The following is a 19,143-nucleotide window of genomic DNA, read 5'->3' as shown; positions in this document are numbered from 1 at the left end:
GCACGCTTCTCCGAACCGTCCCCAGCGGGACGCGCCCGCACCCGGCCGAAGGAACTCCCATGAACCGCACCACTCTCCGCACCGACATCCGCGCCGCCCTGACGGACCTGCTGCTCACCCCGGGCCTGGACCTGGCCGAGGCCGCCGACCGGCACTTCGCCCCCGACTACCGCCAGCGCACCGACGGGGAGTGGGCGGACCGCACCGAGTTCCTCGCCCACATCGCCCACCTGCGCACGGTCGTCACCGGCGGCTCCGTCGAGGTCCACGACGAGCTCGTCGACGGCGACCGGTACGCCGACCGCCACACCATGGAGATCGTCAAGGCCGACGCCTCCGTCGTCCGCATCGAGGTCTACGTCTTCGCCGAACTCGCCCCCGACGGCCGCTTCCGCCGCATCGAGGAGACCACCCTCATGCTCGAAGGCGCCGACGGTGACCGGAACCTGGGCAGCGCCCGCTGACAGCCGGCGCCGACCCAGGATCGTCTCGCCGGCACAGGGGACCGGCGAGACGATCCCCGGTGACGGCCACCCGCTGACGGCCCGGGCCACCCCTCGGGCCGCGGAACCGGCCGCGGGCGGGCGCCCGGGTTTGCCCGGCGGTGGGCGAGGTACGTCTGCCGAAGCTTCGCCGGGCAGAGTACTCGGCGGCCGAGGAACCACGGAGGTTCGATGAACACCAGCCCCGCCGCGGTGGTCGAAGCGGCGTTCCGCCACTACCGGGCACAGGACCGGGAAGCAGCCCTGCCGCTGTACGCCGACGACTTCACCTTCACCAGCCCGCAGGACGACCACATCGACAAGGAGGCGTTCTTCCAGCGGTGCTTCCCCACCGCCGGGCGCTTCAGCGAGCAGAGGCTGCTGCGCGTCACGCCCGCCGACGAGGAACTCGTCCTCGTCCAGTACGAATACGAGCTCGGCACCGGCGGCCGGTACCGCAATGTCGAGGCGATCACCGTGCGGGACGGCCTGATCCACGAGGTGCAGGTCTACTTCGGCGGCAGGGCGTAAGCGGGGCCGCGGGCTCGGGAGCGGCCGCCGGGGCCGCGGGCACCACCCCGGGTGTGGCGCCCGCCTCCGGTGCGGAGCGAGCGCCACACCTGGGCCCGGTCAGCCCGGAAGGGTGTCGCGCAGGCGCTTCCTGTCCGGCTTGCCCACGGGGGTGAGCGGGATCTCGGGCACCAGGTGCAGGGCCTCCGGGGCGTAGATGCGGCCCTGGCGGGCGGTGACGAAGGCCCGGATCTCGTCCAGCTCCGGGCGGTGTCCCGGGGCGGGGACGACCACGGCGTGGACGTGTTCGGCCTGCTGGGCGTCGCGCAGGCCGAGGACGACGCACTCGGCGACGGCCGGGTGGGTGAGGAGCAGGTCCTCCAGCTCGGAGGGGTAGACGTGCCCGCCGACCACGATGATCTTGTCGGTGAGGCGGTCGGCCAGGTAGAGGAAGCCGTCCTGGTCGAGGTGGCCGATGTCGCCGGTGTTCAGCCAGCCCTCGCGCAGCACCTCGGCGGTGAGGTCGGGCCGCTTCCAGTACCCCGCCATGAGGGTGCGCGAGCGGACGTGGATCTCGCCCAGCTCACCGGCCGGCAGCTCGGTGCCGTCGCCGGAGCGGATCGCCACCTCGACGCCCGGGAGGGGGCGGCCGACGGAGAGCCGGCCGCCGTGCCCGACCCGGTCGTGCTCGTGCGGGCCGAGGGCGGCGATGTTCTGCGCCTCCGACATCCCGTAGCCGCTCGCCAGGATCGGCCCGAACACCTTGATCGCCTCGCGGACCCGGGTCGGTGAGGCGACGCAGCCGCCGTACAGGATCCGCTCCAGGCTGGACAGGTCGGTGCCGGTGATCGCCGGGTGGTCCAGCAGCCGGTAGAGCAGCGGAGGCAGGACCCACAGATCGGTGATGCGTTCGCGCTCGACGGCGGCCAGCACCTCCCCGGGGTCGAAGGAGCGCTGCAGGAACACCGAGCCGCCGTGGTACAGCGTCAGATCGACCAGCACGCCCGCGAGATGGGCCAGCGAGGTGGCCGCCAGGAGGCGGCGCTCGTCACCCTGCGGGCCGAACGGGACGTCGAAGACCCTGCGGTAGGGGCCGTGCAGACTGAGGATGCCCTTCGGGATGCCCGTGGTACCACCGGTGTGCCGGATGCCCAGGTCGTCGTCCGGGCCGACCCGCACGGCCGGGGGCTCGGCGGGCCGGCGGGCGGCGGCGGCGATCACGTCCGCACCGATCGCGTCCCCGCCGACCGCCCCCGGGCCGGGGCCCAGGGTCAGCACGGTCGGTACGTCGACCAGGGCGAGCAACTCAGGTGCGCTCGCGTACCGTTCGGCATCCACGAGGAGGACGGCGGTGTCGACGCTCGTGACGATCTCGGCGAGCACCGGGGCGCTCATGCCGTCGTACAGGTTGACCAGCCGGGCGCCGGCGAGTCCGGCGGCGTAACGGGCGCTGAGCGCCTCGGGTGTGTTGCCGGTGAGCAGCGAGACGGTAGAGCCCCGGGTGACGCCCCGGGCGAGGAGTTCCTGGGCCAGGCGGTAGGTGGCGTCGACCAGTTCGCCCGCGGTGACCGTGGCACCGTCGGCGGTGGTGACGGCCGGCCGATCGGGGTCGCGGGCGAGGGACCGGAGGATCAGCGCGGGGGCGCTGACGAACTCCGCGTCGTACATGGCCACTTCTTCTTTGTAGTTTGCAACCATATCGACAGGCTAACCCCAACCCGGCTGCCGCGATGCCGATTCGGGGACGGGGCGCACACCGGCCGGGCTCCGCTCCGGCCCGCCGGGCGAACCCGTCCCATCCGCCGGGCAAGTGATGGGCAAGGCGCGGTAAAGGCTGTGCGCAGCTCCTTGAGGGATCCGACGGCCCGTCAGTAACGTCATGGCCACTTCAGCAGATGGTGGGTCCGCCGACATCCCGCACGCATGTCACGGCCCCGACGGTGAGAGGCGCCCCCTCAGACTCAGGGCGCCCCGGTCCCAGTACAGCGCGCCGCACCAGCCGGCCCGCGGCCGACCGCCGGGGCGGGCCCGCACATGCCGAGTACCGTCAGCACGGGCCCGAGCCCGTACCGGCGCGCACCCCCGCCGGCACCGGCCGCGCCCTCGCCCCACGGAGGGTCGACCTTTGCGCCACCACTCCCCCCGCAGCCCGCGTCCGTCGCGGCCGCGCGGACTCCTAGCCGTCCTGACCGCGCTCGCCGTGGCGGCCACCGGCCTGCTCGCCGTCGCCCCACCCGGCGCGGCGGCCGCCACCTCCGACGCGTCCGGATCGCCCTCCTCCGGGTGGACGGCCACCGGCACCGGCGACAGCTGTACCGGCATCCAGCTGCTCGGCAATCCCGGCTTCGAGACCGGCAGTGCCGCGCCCTGGACCACGACCGCCGGCGTCATCGACAACGCCGGTCGGGAGCCCGCCCACAGCGGCGGCTGGAAGGCCTGGCTCGGCGGCTACGGCTCGTCCCACACCGACACGCTGTCCCAGTCGGTCGCCCTCGCGGCCGGCTGCCGCGCCACCCTCGGCTTCTACCTGCACATCGGCACCGCCGAGTCCGGGGCGACCGCGTACGACAGGCTGACGGTGTCGGCCGACGGCACCACGCTGGCCGCCTTCAGCAACCTCGACGCCGCTCCCGGCTACACCCTGCGCGGTTACGACCTGTCCGCGTTCGCCGGCCGGACCGTGACGATCACGTTCACCGGTGCCGAGGACCCTTCGCTCCAGACCACCTTCACCGTGGACGACACCCTCGTCCGCACCTCCTGACCGCCGCCGGCTGGGCTGCGGCGCCCGGTCCCCAGCCGACCGTCCGCGCCCGGCGCGGCGGGCGGGCCGCGGGACTCGGCCGGGCCGCGCTCTCACCTGCCGTATTCGCTCCATCACCCTCGGCGGCGGCTTGCTTCATGAGTCGAATGATCGACTGAGAAGGTGCTGCGGAATCCTTCGAAATCGGCAAGCTCTGGCGTACCTTCAAGGAAGCAGAGGCCAATCGAACAGTTTGTTCGTCCACTTGTTGAACTCAAGGCCGAGGCGGTCAGAGGAGGGTTCCATGGTCAGCAGTGCCGGCGACGGCCCGGTCCGCGGCGGGAGGCCCACGGCGAGGTCCGGCCGGACGACGGGGCGGATGTGGATCCGCACGTACCGGGTGGACGCCGACGGGCGACCGCTGGACGCCGTCGAGCGGCGGGAGGAGTACGCGCCCGTGGCCCCGGTGCCGCTCGCCAAGAGCACCTGGCCGCCCTGCGCGTGCCCCCGGCACAGCGCTTCGCGGTCCGCATAGCTCCCCGGGGCCACCGGCGACGCCGGCGACGGCCGCCGGGCAGGCCGGCGACCGCCGCTCACGAGGTGCGCCCACAGCGGCAGGCCTCGGGCCCTGTGTCGGGTTCCGCAAGATCCCTTTCCGGCTCGGGCGCGGCTCAGTACTCGTTCTTGATGACGAAGTACGATCCACGGATCGTCCCGGCGAGCTTCGACTTCTGGCGGGCGAACTTGAACCGCTGGGCGAGCTCCTCCGGCACGTCCATCCCGTCCGAGAGCTTGAACCCGACCGCTCGCTTCCTGGCGTCGTCGACGGTGTACATCACGTTGACCGACAGTCCGCTCTCGTAGAAGACGTAGGCCATCCGGATGTCCTCGACCTGGAAGGACGTGGCCTCCAGGGGCCTGGACGCGATGACGATCTCGCGTTCCTCCCGCAGGATCCGGTGCACCCAGTCGACGACCTCCGCGGCCTGGTCCGCGGGCTCCACGGTGAAGACGTGGTCGTACTTGTTCTTGAAGTAGCGGGCCTCGTTCGCCCGCAGGCCGGCGAGTGCGTCCGCGACGGGCGACGACTCCAGACCGACGGTCGATACGGTGCCGAAGTCCACGGCGTAGGTCATGGCGGATTCCTTCCCAGGGGCACGGGCGGACGGCAGGGGCTTGGGGCGGTCCGCGCGAAGGGCGAGGTCACGCCCCCGAAGCGGCGCGGAACGGCTCGACCGGCGGGCGTGCCGAGCACTGGTTTCGCGCGCGGCTCCGGCGACGGAGGCGGGTCCTCGGCGGGCGCCGTCCGTGGCTCCGCCCCGCACCGCTTCACCGGCGCCGATCGTACTGGTCAGGAATGCCGCGGGCCCGGAGCGACCGACCGGCGTGTCCAGTGTGCGGCGAAGTGCCGTTGATGCCGATGCCGCCGGAGTCGCGGGCCGGGATCCGCCCCGGGCTGCCGGGCGCCGAAGCGGACCGTGCGCCGACGACGGCCCCCGGCGCGGGGGGCAGGACGCCGGCCGGAGCGTGGTGGGGCGGTGTCGAACTCGGTCGCCCGACGGTGTTTGCCCGACGTGATCGGGGTCAGAAGAGCGTCGGGGCGTCGCACCTCCCGACCGGGCCATCCCCCCGGGCCGGCCGGGATGAGCGCGCGACGCCCGTGCGGTTCCCAGGACCGTCGCCGTCCCCCCTGGCGGCGGCCCTGGGCCCGCCCTGCCCGACCGCCACGCGTCGGGCGTGGCCGGGGCGGCACGGCCCCCCGGCCACCCATCACCGACGCGGACGCGGACGCGGACGGCCTCTCAGGTGGCAGCGGGGTTCCCGGGTGGGCCCAAGGTCCGGCGGACGGCGTCGCGAAGCCAGTGGTGGGCCCGGTCGGCCGCATGGCGCGGGTGCCACGCCATGCCGATCGTCACGGGCGGCAGTGCCAGCGGGATGTCCAGCAGGCGCAGTCCGAGGGCGAGCGCGTCGTCGGTCAGGGGCGAGGGCGCGGCACCGGGGAGTGCGGCCGGTACGAGGCAGACGACGTCACTGCGGGCGGCGAGGGTCATGGCGGCCAGGTGGCTGGGGAGGACGACGCCGACCCGCCGCTGGAGGTCCTGCTCGGCCAGAGCGGTGTCGAGGGGGCCGGTGAACCGGCCCCGGCGGCTGACCGCGACGTGCGGGGCGGCGGCGAGCCGAGCCGCGGTCAGGGGTCCTTCGGTCAGCGGATGGCCGGGCCGGACGGCCGCGACCATTCGCAGGCCCACCAGTTCCTCGACCCTGGTCTCGGGGTCCACGTGGTCGATGGACCCGACCTCCAGGTCGATCCGCCCGTCACGCAGGGCCGGGCCGGCCTCCAACTCCTCGGCCAGGAGCCGGAACGAGACTCCCGGCGCCTCCCGCTCCGCCAGGCGCAGCAGCCCGGGGGCCAGGGCCGCGCCGACCAGGTCGGCCGCCTGGAGGGTGAAGGTGGTGCGCAGGGTGGCGGGGTCGACGCCGGTCCCGGGGCTGAGCAGGGCTCCGAGGCGCTGCACCACGGCCGCGGCCTCCTCGCGCAGGGCCTGGGCGCGCGGGGTGGGGACCATGGTCTGGCCGGCCCGGACCAGCAGCGGATCCTGCAGCGTGCGGCGCAGACGGGCCAGCGTGCGGCTCATGGCGGCGGGCGAGGTGTGCAGCCGGGCGGCGGCGCGGGTCACGCTGTGCTCGGCCAGCAGGGCGTCCAGGGCGACGGCGAGATTGGCGTCGAGGACCGGATTCGGGCTGCTCACCAGCATCATTCCATTTCAGTCAATGATTGCGTGCCGAAGTTCCCATTGTGGCAGCACTGGAGTCGTCAGCAGGATGGGGGCCTACCGACCGGCACGAACCACGAGGTTCTTCATGATCGTCATTACCGCTCCCACCGGCAACATCGGCCGTCCGCTGCTGTCCCGGCTCCTGGAGTCCGCCCCCGCCGCGGGCGAGGAACTGCGCGTCGTCGTGCGCGACCCCGCCCGGCTTCCGGACACGGCGCGCGGACGCGTGGAGGTGATCGCCGGCTCGCACGGGGACGCCGAGGTCGTCGACCGGGCCTTCCGGGGCGCGGACGCCGTCTTCTGGCTCGCCCCGCCGGACGCCTCCCTCACCCCGCACGACGCCTACAGCGGCTTCAGCGGACCCGCCGTGCGGGCGCTCGCCGACCACGGCGTCGGCCATGTGGTGGGCGTCTCGGCGCTCGGCCGCGGCACCCCGCTCGCCGACCGGGCCGGCCTGGTCACCGCCTCGCTCGCGCTGGACGACCTCATCGCCCACAGCGGTGTCGCCTACCGGGCCCTGGCCAACCCGTCCTTCTTCGAGAACCTGCTGGAGGAGGCCGACTCGATCCGCGAGACCGGCGTCTTCACCGACGTCGTCGACGCCGACCGCAAGGCCCCCTTGGTCGCCGCCGCCGACATCGCGGCCGTCGCCGCCGGTCTGCTGCTGGACCGCTCGTGGACCGGCAACGGCAGCGTGCCCGTCCTCGGGCCGCAGGACCTGTCCCCCAACGACCTGGCCCGCATCATGACCGAGCAGTTCGGCCGCCCGGTCCGCTACGAGCGCCAGGCCTTCGACGACCTGTACACCACCCTCGTCCACTACGGCCTCAACGAGGCGTTCGTCCGGGGCATCGTCGACATGAAGCGGGCCAAGGACCAGGGCCTGGACGCCGGTGTCGTCCGTACTCCGGACACCGCCTCCCCCACCGGCTTCGAGCAGTGGTGCGCCCGGACCCTCAAGCCCGCCGTCCTCTCCTGAGGCCCCGCCGGCCTCTCCCGAGGCCCCACCGTCCGCCGCCGGGACACCCGGTGGCGCGACGTACCGAGACCACCTGCCGCTCTGGAGGCACCCCGATGTCCGCTGAAGTCACCGAACCGCCGGTCACGGCGTTCATGCTCGTCAAGACCACCCCCGAGTGGCTCGCGCTGACCGTCCCGCAACGCGTCGAGGCCTTCACCACCCAGGTCCTGCCCGCGATCGAGGCCAGGACCACCGGTGTCCGGTCACGCTTCTACGACACGGAGTTCTACTCCGCGCGCGTCACCGACGTCTGGGTGTGGGAGGCCGACAGCCACCACGCCTACCAGCTGCTCATCGACGCACTGCGCGAAACACCGTTCTGGGACCGCTACTTCGAGGTCGTCGACCTTCTCGTCGGCACCGAGAACGGCTACGCCCGCACCTACGGCCTGGAGCCCGTCGCCACCATCGCCACCTGACGGACCGGCCCCCTCGCGCCGCCCTCCGGCCATCACCGACCGTCACCGGCCGAAGGGCGGCGCGGCCGCGTCCCCGGGCCTGAGGCCGCTACCCACACACCCGCCCCGGCCCACGCCCCCGTCAGGGGTGTGGGCCGGGGCGCGGTCACCGCGGCCGGGCGCCGACCCGGGACGAGCCGCCCACCGGGCGGCGGCGCCACCGGGCCGCGACGGCGAGCGGATCACGCGCCCGCGCGGCCCGCCACGGGTGTCAGGTACGACGGACGGCCCGGCGGCCGGCTCCGACGCTCGTACGGCGACGCCGGGGGGTGAGCGCGTGGGTGAGCGTCAGCACGAGGACGGCGGCCTCGCAGACGAGCGCGGCCGGCCCGAACCGGCCCTGCCACTCGATGATGCCGACCGCCACCCGCACGGGGACCATGGTGTCGAACAGCAGGTAGCCGGCGAACGCGGCCGCGGCCGGCACGACGCCGGCGATCCACGTCCACGGCGTGCCGCGCACGCCGAGCGGGACGGCGAGGAGCAGGCACAGGACGCTGAGGCCGGCGACCATCGAGACGTCCGGGTTCTGGCCCCAGAGAGCGGCCACCAGCGGCACGTGGAGCGCACCCGTCATCACCAGGGCCGCCGCGGCGGGCCACCGGAGCGGCGGGCGCTCCTCGCGGGGCCGTGCCCTCGACAGCACCCGCGCCGGCGGCAGAGCGGCGGCGTCGGGCGCGGCCTGCTCCGTGGCGGCCGCCAGGGGTTCCGTGTCGTCACCGCTCGTCGAGGGCCCGGCCGGCCGGTCCGCGACCGGGGCGGGCCGGAGCAGCTGGACGAGGTGGGCGACATCGGCCACCGGGCGCAGCGACGCGGCCGCGTGCAGGGCCGCCTGGATGCCGCTGTCGGCTTCGGCCGCGAGCAAGGCGGTGAGGTGGGCGACGTCGCCCGTGGGTCTGGTGAGGACGGCGGCGCGCAGGATCTGGTCGGCGCCGGTGCTGTCGCGGGGTCTCAGGAGGATCAGGAGGCGGACCAGGTCCTCGACCGGGCGGGCGGCGACCGCTCCGTGGAGGACCGGGGCCAGGGTCGGTGTGTGGGCCGGGTTCAGGTGGCAGAGCAGATCGGCGACTTCCTCCACCGGGCGGCTGGCCGCGGCGCTCATCATCGCCGCCGCGAGGTCGCCGCCGAGCGGGACGGGGGACGGCTGGTTCACCCGCAGGGGAACGGGGGTGAGGTCGGGGGCGGCGGTGTCGGGTACGGAACCCGACCCCGAGACAGGCAGGGTTATGGTCAGGGGGCGGGACATCGAGGTCTCCTGGATCGGGGGAACGGGCCGGCGCCGGGCCGGGCCGGCGAAGGAAGCAAACGGATCTGCCCGGTTCAAGCCTGGCCCGCATTACGCCGACTGCCACTCCAGGCGATCATTCGGGCGACGCCCGAGCCGCACCGGTGCGGCGTTCCCCTCCCGGGTGAGCTGTCCCAGCACGGCCGCCTGCCGCGGCGACCGCCCTTTCGGGGAGGACCTGGTCCGCACACACGGCGGCGGGGCGCACGCTCCACGCGTGCGCCCCGCCGCCGGGCCGGATCCTGAGGGCGTGACCTACCAGCGGTACCACCGGTGGCGCCGGCCCGAGGAGTGCGTGCCACGGGCCACGAAGCCCACCAGCCACAGCACCAGTACGGCGATCGCCACCCACCAGAGAATCTTCAGTGCGAACCCGGCGCCGAACAGGAGCAGAGCGAGCAGGAGAACGAGAAGAAGGGGAACCATCGGAACCTCCGCAGTCGGTGTCGAGCACCCGACTGCCCCGGGGGCCGCTCGCCTATTCGTACGAATCTTTCCGGCCGTCCGGGGCAAGGGCCTCGCTTGTTCGGCGGCGGCGGGCCGTCGGCGACCGTCGCGGACGCCCCGGTCGGCGACCCCGCCTGCGTGATCGGCGGGCGCGGGGGACAGTGGTCCGAGGCGTGACGATCCGGTCCGCCCCCCGCGCGTACCGGATCCCTCCGACGGAAGGTGCAGCAGTGGCAACCGACTACGACGCCCCGCGTACGAACAGCGACGACGAGGAGGTCGACAGCGTCGAGGAGTTGAAGAGGCAGCGTGCCGAGCGTTCCGGCGGGACGCCGGACGTGGACGTGGCGGAGGAGGCGGAGTCCGTGGAGCTGCCGGGCGCCGACCTCTCCGGGGAGGAGCTCACCGTCCAGGTGGTGCCCGTCCAGGGGGACGAGTTCACCTGCGCGCGGTGCTTCATGGTCCACCACCGCAGCCGCTTCTCCCGTGAGGAGGACGGGCAACCGGTCTGCCGGGACTGCGTGCCCGCCCCCGGCGACTGACCGGGCGGGCGGTGAGCGGGCGGCCCGCTACGTGCACCAGAAGAGGAACGGCGTGCAGGTGGGCGTCGGCTTCGCGGTGACGGTGGCCGAGGGGTGCGGAGCGGCTGTCGAGGGCTGCGGAACGGTGGGTGGGGCCGTACTCGAAGCGGCCGGGACGGGAGGCGGCGACTCCGGGGCACGACTGCTCGTCGGCGCGGGCGGGGCGGTGCTCCTGGTGGCCGTGGCGGTGGCGGAGGCGGTACGGCTCGCGCCGGTGCGCTGTGTGGTCGGCGCGGCCGGGACCGTGGTCCCGCCCGTCGCGGTGGGGGGCGCGGCGGAGGTCGGGGCACTCGGCGTGGGCGTCGCGACCGGCCCGCCCGCGGCCGGCGCGGGCGAGGCGCCCTCACTGCCGTTCGCGGCGAGGGCCGCGACACCGAGCCCCGCGACTGCCAGGCCGACGACGGAGAGCGCGAGCACGCCGGCCCGCCGCGCCGGCCGGCGCCCGGAACGCCGGGACCGGGCCGGTGCGGCGGACCGGCCGGCCGCCGGAGGCGGTGGCACAGCGGGCGGTGGCACGGCGGCCGGTGGTCCCTGGGGCAGCGTCAGGGTCGCGTCCGGCAGGGTCTCCCGGGTCGCCGCGGGGGCCCCGCAGCCGGGGCAGGTCATCGCGCCGTTCAGATGGCGGCGGCAGGGTGCGCAGTAGTCCATGTGGTCTTCCCGTGCTGCCGGGGTGGCCGGCCCACACCGGTCGTCGGCGGCTCCGCGCACGTCGTCGTGCGCATGCGGAGCCTAGGCAGCCCAGCTGTGAGGGTTCCAGACCCAGCTGTGACGCTTCTGCGAAGATTGCGCACCCTCCAGAGCGGCGAGTCCCCGTACCCGCGGGGGATAGGAGGAGGGTCCGACAGCACGGCCGCCGTCCGCGAACGCCCTCGTGCCCCGTACGGCGCACGGCCGGACGTCCGCCCGGCGGATGGCGACGTTGGACGCCGGGGGCCGGGGCGGACCTGCCGGACCGTCACGGCGTGCCGGTGAAAGCGCGCCGGTAGGCGCGGGGCGGGACTCCCCGGCGCCGCACGAACTGGTCGCGCAGGACGGCGGCGCTTCCGTAGCCGACCCGGCGGGCGATCTCCTCGACCGGCAGGTCGGTGGCTTCGAGGAGTTCCTCGGCCCGGCTCAGGCGCAGGTCCCGCAGCCAGGCGTGCGGGGTGGTGCCGGTCGCGGCGGTGAAGCGGCGGGCGAAGGAGCGCCTGCTCATCAGGGCGCGGCGGGCCAGTTCCGTGACCGGCAGGGGCTCGTGGAGGTGCTCGCGGGCCCAGCCGAGGACCTCGGCGAGCCGCTCGTCCTGGCCGTTCCCGGGGACGGGCGCGGCCAGGTACTGGGCCTGCCCGCCGTCGCGGTGGGAGGGCAGCACCATGTCGCGGGCGACGGCGTTGGCCAGGGCGGCGCCGTACTCCCGCCTCAGCAGGTGGAGGCAGAGGTCGAAACCCGCGGCGGCTCCGGCGCCCGTGACGACGTCTCCGTCGTCGATGTAGAGCGCGTCCGGGTCCACCGTGACGTCCGGGTAGCGGCCGGCGAGCAGGTCGGCGAACCGCCAGTGGGTGGTCGCCCGCCGGCCGGTGAGCAGTCCGGCGGCGGCGAGCGCGAACGTGCCGACGCAGTGGGCCGCGACCACGGCGCCGCGCGCGTGCGCGGCCCGCAGCGCGTCGAGCACGGCGGGGGCGGGCGGTTCACGGAATCCGGCCCCGGGCAGCGCGATGAGCAGATCGGCGCCGGCGAACCGGTCCAGTCCGTGCGGGACGGCGAGCGGCACTCCGCAGTCCGTGGGTACCGGTCCGGGGCGGTCGGAGCAGAGGGCGAAGTCGAAACCGGGCACCGCCGCTCCGTGCGGACCGAACACCTCGGTGACGATGCCGACGGCGAGCATGCCCGCGCCGGGCGGGACGTAGGCGGCGACGGTCCGGAAAGGCGGCACGCAGGCAGTGTCGCACAGGGTTGGCACGAATCCTGCGGTCACCGGCAGACGTGCCACTCGTGAGCCGCCGTCAAGACCGGAAGGATCGAAGCCATGACAGACGCACCGCTCGGCCGCAGCGCCGCCTTCAAGGTCCTGACCACCGGCTATGTGGGCTCCACCGGCCCCGGGGTCGCCGCCACCGTCTCCTACATCTCCGACGCCGGACGGCACGTGATCTTCGACCCGGGCATGGTGGCGAGCCGTGACCACATCCTCGCCCCGCTCGCGGAACTGGGCCTCGGCCCCGACGACATCACCGACGTGGTGCTCAGCCACCACCACCCCGACAACACCATGAACGTGGGCCTCTTCGGCCGGGCCCGGGTGCACGACCACAAGGTCGAGTACCTGGGCGACCACTGGACCAACCGGGACGCCGAGGGCTACGAACTCACCCCGTCGCTGCGGCTGATCCGCACCCCGGGCCACAGCCCCGAGGACATCACCCTGCTGGCGGGCACGGACTCGGGCGTGGTGGCCTTCGCCGGCGACCTGTGGTGGCACGCCGACGGCCCGGCGGACGACCCGGTGGCCCCGGACCGCGAGGTGCTGCGCGCCTCCCGGCTGCGGGTGCTGGCCGCGGCGGACCTGATCGTGCCAGGCCACGGCGGGCCCTTCGTGGCGGACGACACCACCCCGCGGTAGCGGTCCGGCCGGCCCGGTCGGGCGCCGCCCGGCGGAGTCCACCGGGACCCGGAACCGCCAGGACACCAGGACGCGTCCTGGCCCGTACGAACTGCGCCGATCCCAGGGGGACCGTACGCACTCGCACGAGTGCGCATCACCACGACGGGCGGGCCGAGTCGTGGGGCCGGTGGTGCCGCGCCGCGCGACCGGGCCGCCCCGCCGCCCACGCCCACCGGCGCCGAACGCGGCACAACGGCGAGCCGAACGCCGCGGAACGGGGAGCCGATCGCCGACGAAGGAAACCTCCGGCGCTTCGGCGGGCGTCATGGACCGGTCGGTGATGTCGGCGCGCTCCCCGTGCGGGAATGCGGGACGCGCGGCCGGTTCGCGCGTGCGGACCGGCCGGGTTCGGCGCAATCCCGGCCGGTCCGACCCGAGGGCGCCCGCGGGGATCTCCAGCCCGCCTTCCCCGGCGCGGTCGCCCAGGTGGGCGCCCTGCTCGGCAGCGCTCCGCAGGTCCGTCGGCGCGGGTTCGGTTCCGCCGTCCCCGGCCTCGGAATCCGCTGGGCAGAGGCGGTCGGCCGACGAGTCGCCGGGCCGCTCGGAGCCGGTCCGGAATTCCCCGGTCGGCGCCGACCGGACCCCGCGCCCGGGCGGCCCGTGACGATGGATCACCGGCGCCGTCGGGCACGTCTCGGAGCGGGCGGATGCGCGGCGTTCCGACCGATACCGATTCCCCGCGACCAGGGAATCCGGCCCACGCCGGATATCGCCCGTTCCGGCGATCACCGGAAATTCCTCGGACACACTTCGCGCCGTTTCACCCAGGGTATTTGACGGATTCTCGGCCGAGGCCGAGGGACATTCCGTCCGGCTCCGTTCCGGTTCGAATCACCGTCGGGCCGGTCCGCTGATACCTGTCCCGCGGTATCGGCGGGGGCGGCGCGGACCGACCGGTCTGCGCCGGCCCGGCGTCCGGCCGGCGGGGCGGACACCGGGGGCGGACACGCGGGTCGTCAAGCGACCGCGTGGGTGGGTCTCCGCCGCCGCCGGGAGCGAGCGCTCCGGCCGGCGCCGGTCGCGCCGCCCGGGACGGGGGGCTTGGGTCCAATGTCGGTATTGTCCGCGAACCGACCTCCGCGACAAGCGATTTGAGTGACCGCCAGCTCAGCGCCACGGTCACTTTCGGCAGGTCGCGACCGCCCCGCCGGGGGCCGCCGAACAGTCCCTCGATGGTCTACGCCAATCCTTGACAGCGCTCACGTGGGTGCCACAGGATGATCGCCAGCCGCCGCTTACCCAGGGCGCGGAACAGGTGATTCATCCACTTCACACAGGCCGTTCACGGGGGACGGGCTGTCGACGCCCGCAATGACGCGGGCGGCACAGTCATGTCGAAGTCTGTACACAGTTCCCTGTAGCCGCCGCATGCCATCTGCCGAACTGGCCGGGGGGCTTTCGCCTGCCCTCTCGCAGGCCCGGTCGGCCGTGCCACCAGACGAGATGAGGCTTCGTCAGACGTGCAAGGCAATGCAGACACATCAGCCATACCCGCCGTACGAGCAGTACCCCTCGCCCGTAGACCCGAGCACGCGCCGCCGGACTTCGAAGCCGACATGTGGGCCCGGATGGCCCTGCCCGCGGCACCGTCCGAGTCGCCCGCCGAGCCGGCCGCGGCTCCGGGCCTCAGACTCGCGCTGTCCCTGCTGGAGGAAGGCGCGCTGACCAGCCGGGCCGACCGTTCCCGCAGGTCGCACGGGGCTCGGGCGGTCCCGTCCGCCGGGGCCGTGTACCCCTACGAGTTCGCCGTCCTCACCATGGAGAACGGCGCGCCGGCCGCCTTCCGGGTCGACGCCGACCGCCGTACCTGCACCCGGCTGGCCACCGGGGACGTCGCCGGAGCACTGCACGCCTCGACGCTGGCGATCCCCGGAGACGGCGGCGCGGTCATCGTCACCCTCACCCGGCCCTGGTTGTCCATGCGCAAGTACGGCGACCGCGGCTACCTGTACACCCAGCTCGACGCCGGGCACGCCGCCGGGAACCTGCTGCTGGCCACCACCGGCCGGGGCGCGCCGGGGACGCTGCGGCTGCGCTTCCCCCGCTTGCCCCTCTCGGACCTGCTGGAGGCGGGCGAGAACTGCCGGGAGGTGCACTCCGCCCTCCTGGTACCGGCGGCCGAGGCCGACGACGCCTGGACCCGCTGGACGGTGCACGACGGCGCCGCCCGGGACGGACACGCGCCCACCTGGCGGTCCTGGCTGGAGCAGACCTGCTGGGACTCCCTCTCCGCGCGGGCGGAGCACCCCGGGACGGACGGCGCACCCGACGCCCTCGCCCCCCTCGCGGACCTGCGCGACCGCCGGCGGGCGGGCGGTGGGCAGCCTGGTCTGGGCGATCCTTCCGAGTGGCCGAAGCTGCTCGCCACGCGGGCCTCCAGCAAGGCGTTCGTTCCCGGCACCGTCCCCGCGGCCGACGTCTGGCAGGCCGTCTCGGCCCTCTCCACGCCGGTGCGGACGGACCTGCCGGCCGCCTCGCCGATGGGCGCCACCCTGGTCCTGCGGTCGGCCGAGGAACCCGGGCAGAACGCCGTGCACCCGTTGACCGGCGAGGGCGCGCGGCGCACCGGCCGGCTGCCCTCCGCCGACGAGGTGGTGCGTGCCTGCATGCGGCAGCGCACCCTCGCCGGCGCCGCCGCCGTGGTGCTGCTCCACGCACCGCGCACCGCGCTCACCGACAGCGCCGGCGACTCGGCCGCCGGCGCCGAGGACCTCCGCGAGCTGGCCTTCCGCTGCGGCGCCCTGGGGCAGCTGCTCTATCTGGGAGCGAACCGCGCCCGGATCGGCGTGACCGGCGTCGGCGGGTTCGACGCGGCGCTCTGGCACACCCTGGCCGGGCTGCCGGAGAGCGACGAGATCCTCTACGTCCTGATGCTCGGCCGCCCGGACGACTCCGGCGTCAAGCTCGACCGGCTCGCCACCGCCCATGCCCAGAACGAGCGGTGAGGCCACGATGAACGCCGTCCTTCCCCACGCCTTCACGGACGCCCTCGCCCGCCACGGCGACCGCGTGGCGGTCACCGACCCCGACGCGTCGCTCAGCTACGCCGAACTGGCCGACCGGGCCCGGGCCGCCGCCGCCCGGCTCGCCCCGTACGGCGTGGCCGGCGACCGACTGCGGATCGGCCTGTACGCCACCAACTCCACCGACTACGTGGTGGGTTACCTGGCGGCACTGTTCGCCGGCGCGGTCCCCTTCCTGGCCGACTCGGCCTTCGGACCGTTCGAGCTGTCCCGGATCGCCGAGGACTGCGGGCTGGACCTGCTGATCCACGCGCCGGACGCCGACGTCGAGCAGGTCACCGCGGAAGTCCTGACGGCGGGAGGCGAGTTCGGCGCCCTCACGGTCAGCCGGGTGCGCCGCTCCGCCACCCCTCCCCCGCCGCTGCTGCCCGGCACCGAGGTGTGCCGCTTCACCTCCGGCTCCACCGGCCGGCCCAACTGCATCGAGTTCTCCGGCACGGCCGTGCTCGCGGCGGCCCGCAACTGGGCCGAGGGCACCGGACTCTCGGCCCCGGACCGGATCGCCTGCCTGGCCGCGCTCTCCAACGGCCTGGCCTTCAACACCTCGCTGCTGGCGGCCTTCCTGCCCGGTGCCTCGCTGCACCTGTCACGCGGCCTGCCGACCGCCTCCCGGATCGTGCGGCTGCTGGAGAGCACCGGCGCCACCCGCCTGGTGGCGTTCCCGGCACTGTACGAGTCGATCGTGCGGCGCTCCTCGACCGGGGGCTTCACTGGTGTCCGGGCCGCGATCTCCTCCGGCGCCCCGCTGCGCGACAGCGTCCGCGAGGAGTTCACCCGGCTCACCGGCGTACCGGTCCACAACTACTACGGCGTGGCCGAGGCCGGGCCCCTGACCTACGCGGCCGACGGTGACGGCACCGGGCTCGGCAGCGCGCTGCCCGGCGTGGACCTGATCGCCGACGAGCAGGGCGTCCGGGTCCGGAGCGAGTCCATGGGCTCGCGCTACCTCAACGCGCCCGGCGTCTTCGAGGAGCGGATCGACGCCGAGGGCCGCTACCGCACCGGCGACCAGGGCCACCTGGTCGACGGCGTGCTCCACCTGACCGGGCGCACCGGGCGGCTGGTCAACGTCGGCGGGCGCAAGATCGACCCGATCGAGGTCACCGAGGTGCTGCGCGAGGCCGCCGGGGTGCTGGACGCGGTCGCCTTCGAGGCCGAGAGCCGGCACGGCGAGCCGATCCTGGCCGCCGTCGTCGCCGTCGGGCCCGGTCCGACCGCGCAGTCCCTGCGCAGCCACTGCTCGGCGGTGCTGCCCTCCTTCAAGGTGCCCTCGGTCCTCCACCTGGTGGACCGGATCCCGGTGAACTCGATCGGCAAGCCTTCCGTCGAGCGCCTGCGGCGGCTGCTCGCCGACGCCCAGAGCAACTGACCCCCTCCCCCAGCCCAGGAGAACCCCATGGACAACAGCTCCCTCCACACCAAGATCCTCGACCTCGCGGTCGCGGCCGGCGACGGCAGCTTCACCGCCCGCGAGCTCGCCGAGGCCGGCTACTCGCTGCGCGCGGTCAGCTTCTCCTCGCTCTCCTACATGCGCCTGATCGACAGCATCGAGAACGACCTCGGCGTCTACCTGGACCCGGAGGTCGACGCCGAGCACTACGAGACCATCGACAGCGTCGCGGCGCTGGTGGTCGCCAGCGGTGTCGGCGCCGATGCCTGAGGCACCCGCGACCGGCGGCCCCACCCTGGGCGTCGTCGGTCGCGGGCGGCTCGGCGCGGCGCTGCTCGCGACCTGCCGGGCGGACGGCACGCGGGTTTCGCTGACCGCCTCCCGCGCCGGCGGCTGGCAGGTCGACGCCGTGCCCGACGTCCTCGTGGACGCCAGCGCGCCCGACGCGCACCCGGCCGTGCTCGACTACTGCGCGGCGCACCGGGTGCCGCTCGTCGCCTGCGTCTCCAACCTGACGGACGCCCAGTGGACGTCCCTGGCGGAGCTGGCGACGGTGGTCCCGGTGGTCCGGGCCACCAACCTCTCCTTCGCCCACTACCTCCAGCTGCGCATCGCCGAGTTCACCGCGGCCCTCACCAGGGGTCCGCTCGGCGCGGCCACCACCACCGTCCGGGAGCGGCACCCGATCGGCAAGGCGCACCGGCCGAGCGCCACCGCCGTGGTCCTGGCCCGGGCCTGGGCCGGCGCGAGCGGCCGGGAGGTGGCCGACATCGCCGACGAGCGCGCCGGACTCCCCGTCAGCGAACACGAGTTGACCCACACCTGGGACGGCGAGTCGCTGCACGTACGGCACCACGTCGGCAGCTGGGCGGTGCCGGCCAGGGGTGCGCTGACGGCCGCCGACTGGGCCCGCACCGCGCCTCCCGGCCTGGTCACCATGCGGACCGTCTACGACGACCTGACAGCAAGGAGCACGCCATGACCACCGCAGAGGGGCGGCCGCTGAGCCCCGCCGAACGCCGGCTCGTCCTCCAGGTCGCGGTCGGCGCGCGGATGCTCTCCCTCGACGGGCACGACGACTTCAACCAGGGCCAGATCTCGGCCCGGATCCCCGGCCGGGACGAGTTCTTCATCAAGGGCGCCCTGGTCGGCTTCGACGAGGCCGCCCCCGCCGACGTGGTCCGCTGCCCGGTCGACCACACGCTGCCCGCCCCGCCACTGGCGCCCCCGGAGCTGCCGCTCCACCAGGCGATCTACCGGGCGCGCCCGGACGTCAACGGCATTGTGCACAGCCACGCGCCGTACACCCTGCTGTTCGGGGCCACCGACCTGCCGATGCGCCCGATCTCGCACGACGGCGCGTACTTCCGGGACCGGATCGGGCTGTTCACCGAGACCAGCAACACCGTCCTGGACATCGAGACCGGTGACCACATCGCCAAGGACCTCGACGACCACCCGGCCGTCCTGCTCCGGAACCACGGCGGCGTGATCGTCGGCAAGAGCGTGCGGCACGCCGCCGTCTTCGCCCAGGTGCTGGAGCGCGCCTGCCGGCTTCAGCTGACCGCCGAGGGCACCGGCGTCCCGTACGCCTGGTCCACCGAGCAGGACGTGGCCGCCAAGCAGGACTTCATCTACGCCGACCTCTCCGTCCGCTCGTACTGGGACTACGCCGTCCGCCGGGTCGGCCGGCACTGGCCCGAGACCGCCGACTGGGCCCGCGGCTGACCCGCGGGCCCGGCCCGCCACGGGCCGCCCCTCGGGGCGGCCGGAGATCCCCCCACC

At 74.4% G+C, this 19,143-nt stretch carries 19 protein-coding genes; 13 read left to right on the top strand and 6 right to left on the bottom strand.

All coding sequences use genetic code 11. From position 1 onward, the window contains the following. The first annotated feature begins 59 nt into the window (after positions 1-59). Both ABZ497_RS19435 and ABZ497_RS19430 read left to right on the top strand, forming a co-directional pair. Entirely contained in the window at positions 60-464 is a 405-nt protein-coding gene (locus ABZ497_RS19435) for a nuclear transport factor 2 family protein (RefSeq protein WP_359806753.1), read from the top strand. Between the two features lie 210 nt (positions 465-674). Next, positions 675-1,013, top strand: coding sequence for a nuclear transport factor 2 family protein (locus ABZ497_RS19430; protein WP_359806751.1), 339 nt, complete (start codon positions 675-677; stop codon positions 1,011-1,013). A 99-nt stretch (positions 1,014-1,112) separates the two neighbouring features. Here ABZ497_RS19430 and ABZ497_RS19425 read toward each other — a convergent pair whose 3' ends face one another. Beyond that, complete coding sequence (locus ABZ497_RS19425) at positions 1,113-2,690, bottom strand: AMP-binding protein (RefSeq protein ID WP_359806749.1); 1,578 nt, start codon at positions 2,688-2,690, stop codon at positions 1,113-1,115. 427 nt (positions 2,691-3,117) lie between these two features. Between ABZ497_RS19425 and ABZ497_RS19420 the strand changes: the two genes are divergently transcribed. Both ABZ497_RS19420 and ABZ497_RS19415 read left to right on the top strand, forming a co-directional pair. Next, a complete protein-coding gene (locus ABZ497_RS19420; RefSeq protein WP_359806747.1) occupies positions 3,118-3,756 on the top strand; it encodes a hypothetical protein in 639 nt (212 codons plus the stop codon). Positions 3,757-4,039: 283 nt separating this feature from the next. Beyond that, entirely contained in the window at positions 4,040-4,270 is a 231-nt protein-coding gene (locus ABZ497_RS19415; protein WP_359806744.1) for a hypothetical protein, read from the top strand. A gap of 136 nt (positions 4,271-4,406) precedes the next feature. Here the strand turns inward: ABZ497_RS19415 and ABZ497_RS19410 are convergent, their stop codons facing one another. Beyond that, positions 4,407-4,871, bottom strand: a complete 465-nt coding sequence (locus ABZ497_RS19410; RefSeq protein ID WP_352298337.1) for a phage tail protein — start codon at positions 4,869-4,871, stop codon at positions 4,407-4,409. A 666-nt stretch (positions 4,872-5,537) separates the two neighbouring features. After that, entirely contained in the window at positions 5,538-6,494 is a 957-nt protein-coding gene (locus tag ABZ497_RS19405; protein ID WP_359806741.1) for a LysR family transcriptional regulator, read from the bottom strand. 103 nt (positions 6,495-6,597) lie between these two features. On the opposite strand from ABZ497_RS19405, the gene ABZ497_RS19400 reads away from it, so the two are divergent. Continuing rightward, a complete protein-coding gene (locus ABZ497_RS19400) occupies positions 6,598-7,491 on the top strand; it encodes an NAD(P)H-binding protein (protein ID WP_359806739.1) in 894 nt (297 codons plus the stop codon). A 95-nt stretch (positions 7,492-7,586) separates the two neighbouring features. Beyond that, positions 7,587-7,952 carry a darcynin family protein gene (locus ABZ497_RS19395; protein ID WP_329485244.1) on the top strand — a complete coding sequence of 122 codons (366 nt, stop codon included), beginning with the start codon at positions 7,587-7,589 and terminating at the stop codon, positions 7,950-7,952. Between the two features lie 250 nt (positions 7,953-8,202). Here the strand turns inward: ABZ497_RS19395 and ABZ497_RS19390 are convergent, their stop codons facing one another. Beyond that, entirely contained in the window at positions 8,203-9,237 is a 1,035-nt protein-coding gene (locus ABZ497_RS19390; protein ID WP_359806736.1) for a hypothetical protein, read from the bottom strand. Positions 9,238-9,531: 294 nt separating this feature from the next. Continuing rightward, positions 9,532-9,702 carry a hydrophobic protein gene (locus ABZ497_RS19385; RefSeq protein WP_329485246.1) on the bottom strand — a complete coding sequence of 57 codons (171 nt, stop codon included), beginning with the start codon at positions 9,700-9,702 and terminating at the stop codon, positions 9,532-9,534. Positions 9,703-9,953: 251 nt separating this feature from the next. Here ABZ497_RS19385 and ABZ497_RS19380 point away from each other — a divergent pair, with 251 nt between their 5' ends. Next, complete coding sequence (locus tag ABZ497_RS19380) at positions 9,954-10,265, top strand: DUF4193 domain-containing protein (RefSeq protein ID WP_329485247.1); 312 nt, start codon at positions 9,954-9,956, stop codon at positions 10,263-10,265. 994 nt (positions 10,266-11,259) lie between these two features. On the opposite strand, the gene ABZ497_RS19375 is transcribed toward ABZ497_RS19380, so the two are convergent. Next, positions 11,260-12,168: a helix-turn-helix domain-containing protein gene (locus tag ABZ497_RS19375; RefSeq protein ID WP_359806810.1), complete on the bottom strand. Its 909-nt coding sequence runs from the start codon at positions 12,166-12,168 to the stop codon at positions 11,260-11,262. 141 nt (positions 12,169-12,309) lie between these two features. Between ABZ497_RS19375 and ABZ497_RS19370 the strand changes: the two genes are divergently transcribed. The 6 genes from ABZ497_RS19370 (at position 12,310) to ABZ497_RS19345 (ending at position 19,086) form a co-directional block, all read left to right on the top strand. Further along, positions 12,310-12,903, top strand: a complete 594-nt coding sequence (locus ABZ497_RS19370; RefSeq protein ID WP_329485251.1) for an MBL fold metallo-hydrolase — start codon at positions 12,310-12,312, stop codon at positions 12,901-12,903. Between the two features lie 1,610 nt (positions 12,904-14,513). Further along, positions 14,514-15,890 carry a nitroreductase family protein gene (locus ABZ497_RS19365; protein WP_359806730.1) on the top strand — a complete coding sequence of 459 codons (1,377 nt, stop codon included), beginning with the start codon at positions 14,514-14,516 and terminating at the stop codon, positions 15,888-15,890. Continuing rightward, complete coding sequence (locus ABZ497_RS19360; protein WP_359806729.1) at positions 15,871-17,337, top strand: class I adenylate-forming enzyme family protein; 1,467 nt, start codon at positions 15,871-15,873, stop codon at positions 17,335-17,337. The genes ABZ497_RS19365 and ABZ497_RS19360 overlap by 20 nt, the downstream gene beginning before the upstream one ends. Before the next feature lie 27 nt (positions 17,338-17,364). Then, positions 17,365-17,628 (top strand): hypothetical protein, encoded by a 264-nt coding sequence (locus ABZ497_RS19355; RefSeq protein ID WP_329485254.1) that lies wholly within the window; start codon positions 17,365-17,367, stop codon positions 17,626-17,628. Next, positions 17,621-18,340, top strand: coding sequence for a dihydrodipicolinate reductase C-terminal domain-containing protein (locus ABZ497_RS19350; RefSeq protein WP_359806726.1), 720 nt, complete (start codon positions 17,621-17,623; stop codon positions 18,338-18,340). Before ABZ497_RS19355 ends, ABZ497_RS19350 begins: the two co-directional genes overlap by 8 nt. Then, the gene (locus ABZ497_RS19345; protein ID WP_359806725.1) at positions 18,337-19,086 is read left to right on the top strand and encodes a class II aldolase/adducin family protein; all 750 of its coding nucleotides are present in this window, start codon (positions 18,337-18,339) and stop codon (positions 19,084-19,086) included. The genes ABZ497_RS19350 and ABZ497_RS19345 overlap by 4 nt, the downstream gene beginning before the upstream one ends. Positions 19,087-19,143 lie beyond the last annotated feature (57 nt).

Origin of the sequence: Kitasatospora sp. NPDC005751 (assembly GCF_040630835.1) — a bacterium.
Taxonomy (GTDB): domain Bacteria; phylum Actinomycetota; class Actinomycetes; order Streptomycetales; family Streptomycetaceae; genus Kitasatospora.
The sequence above is the reverse complement of the archived record's forward strand: the minus strand, read 5'-3'. Positions and strand labels throughout refer to the sequence as shown.

Bases quoted from the DNA above. Each gene is read 5' to 3' on its own strand.
- ABZ497_RS19435 (WP_359806753.1), top strand. From the start codon at position 60: ATGAACCGCACCACTCTCCGCACCGACATCCGCGCCGCCCTGACGGAC.
- ABZ497_RS19430 (WP_359806751.1), top strand. From the start codon at position 675: ATGAACACCAGCCCCGCCGCGGTGGTCGAAGCGGCGTTCCGCCACTAC.
- ABZ497_RS19425 (WP_359806749.1), bottom strand. From the start codon at position 2,690: ATGGTTGCAAACTACAAAGAAGAAGTGGCCATGTACGACGCGGAGTTC.
- ABZ497_RS19415 (WP_359806744.1), top strand. From the start codon at position 4,040: ATGGTCAGCAGTGCCGGCGACGGCCCGGTCCGCGGCGGGAGGCCCACG.
- ABZ497_RS19410 (WP_352298337.1), bottom strand. From the start codon at position 4,871: ATGACCTACGCCGTGGACTTCGGCACCGTATCGACCGTCGGTCTGGAG.
- ABZ497_RS19405 (WP_359806741.1), bottom strand. From the start codon at position 6,494: ATGATGCTGGTGAGCAGCCCGAATCCGGTCCTCGACGCCAATCTCGCC.
- ABZ497_RS19400 (WP_359806739.1), top strand. From the start codon at position 6,598: ATGATCGTCATTACCGCTCCCACCGGCAACATCGGCCGTCCGCTGCTG.
- ABZ497_RS19395 (WP_329485244.1), top strand. From the start codon at position 7,587: ATGTCCGCTGAAGTCACCGAACCGCCGGTCACGGCGTTCATGCTCGTC.
- ABZ497_RS19390 (WP_359806736.1), bottom strand. From the start codon at position 9,237: ATGTCCCGCCCCCTGACCATAACCCTGCCTGTCTCGGGGTCGGGTTCC.
- ABZ497_RS19385 (WP_329485246.1), bottom strand. From the start codon at position 9,702: ATGGTTCCCCTTCTTCTCGTTCTCCTGCTCGCTCTGCTCCTGTTCGGC.
- ABZ497_RS19375 (WP_359806810.1), bottom strand. From the start codon at position 12,168: ATGCTCGCCGTCGGCATCGTCACCGAGGTGTTCGGTCCGCACGGAGCG.
- ABZ497_RS19370 (WP_329485251.1), top strand. From the start codon at position 12,310: ATGACAGACGCACCGCTCGGCCGCAGCGCCGCCTTCAAGGTCCTGACC.
- ABZ497_RS19365 (WP_359806730.1), top strand. From the start codon at position 14,514: ATGGCCCTGCCCGCGGCACCGTCCGAGTCGCCCGCCGAGCCGGCCGCG.
- ABZ497_RS19360 (WP_359806729.1), top strand. From the start codon at position 15,871: ATGCCCAGAACGAGCGGTGAGGCCACGATGAACGCCGTCCTTCCCCAC.
- ABZ497_RS19355 (WP_329485254.1), top strand. From the start codon at position 17,365: ATGGACAACAGCTCCCTCCACACCAAGATCCTCGACCTCGCGGTCGCG.
- ABZ497_RS19350 (WP_359806726.1), top strand. From the start codon at position 17,621: ATGCCTGAGGCACCCGCGACCGGCGGCCCCACCCTGGGCGTCGTCGGT.
- ABZ497_RS19345 (WP_359806725.1), top strand. From the start codon at position 18,337: ATGACCACCGCAGAGGGGCGGCCGCTGAGCCCCGCCGAACGCCGGCTC.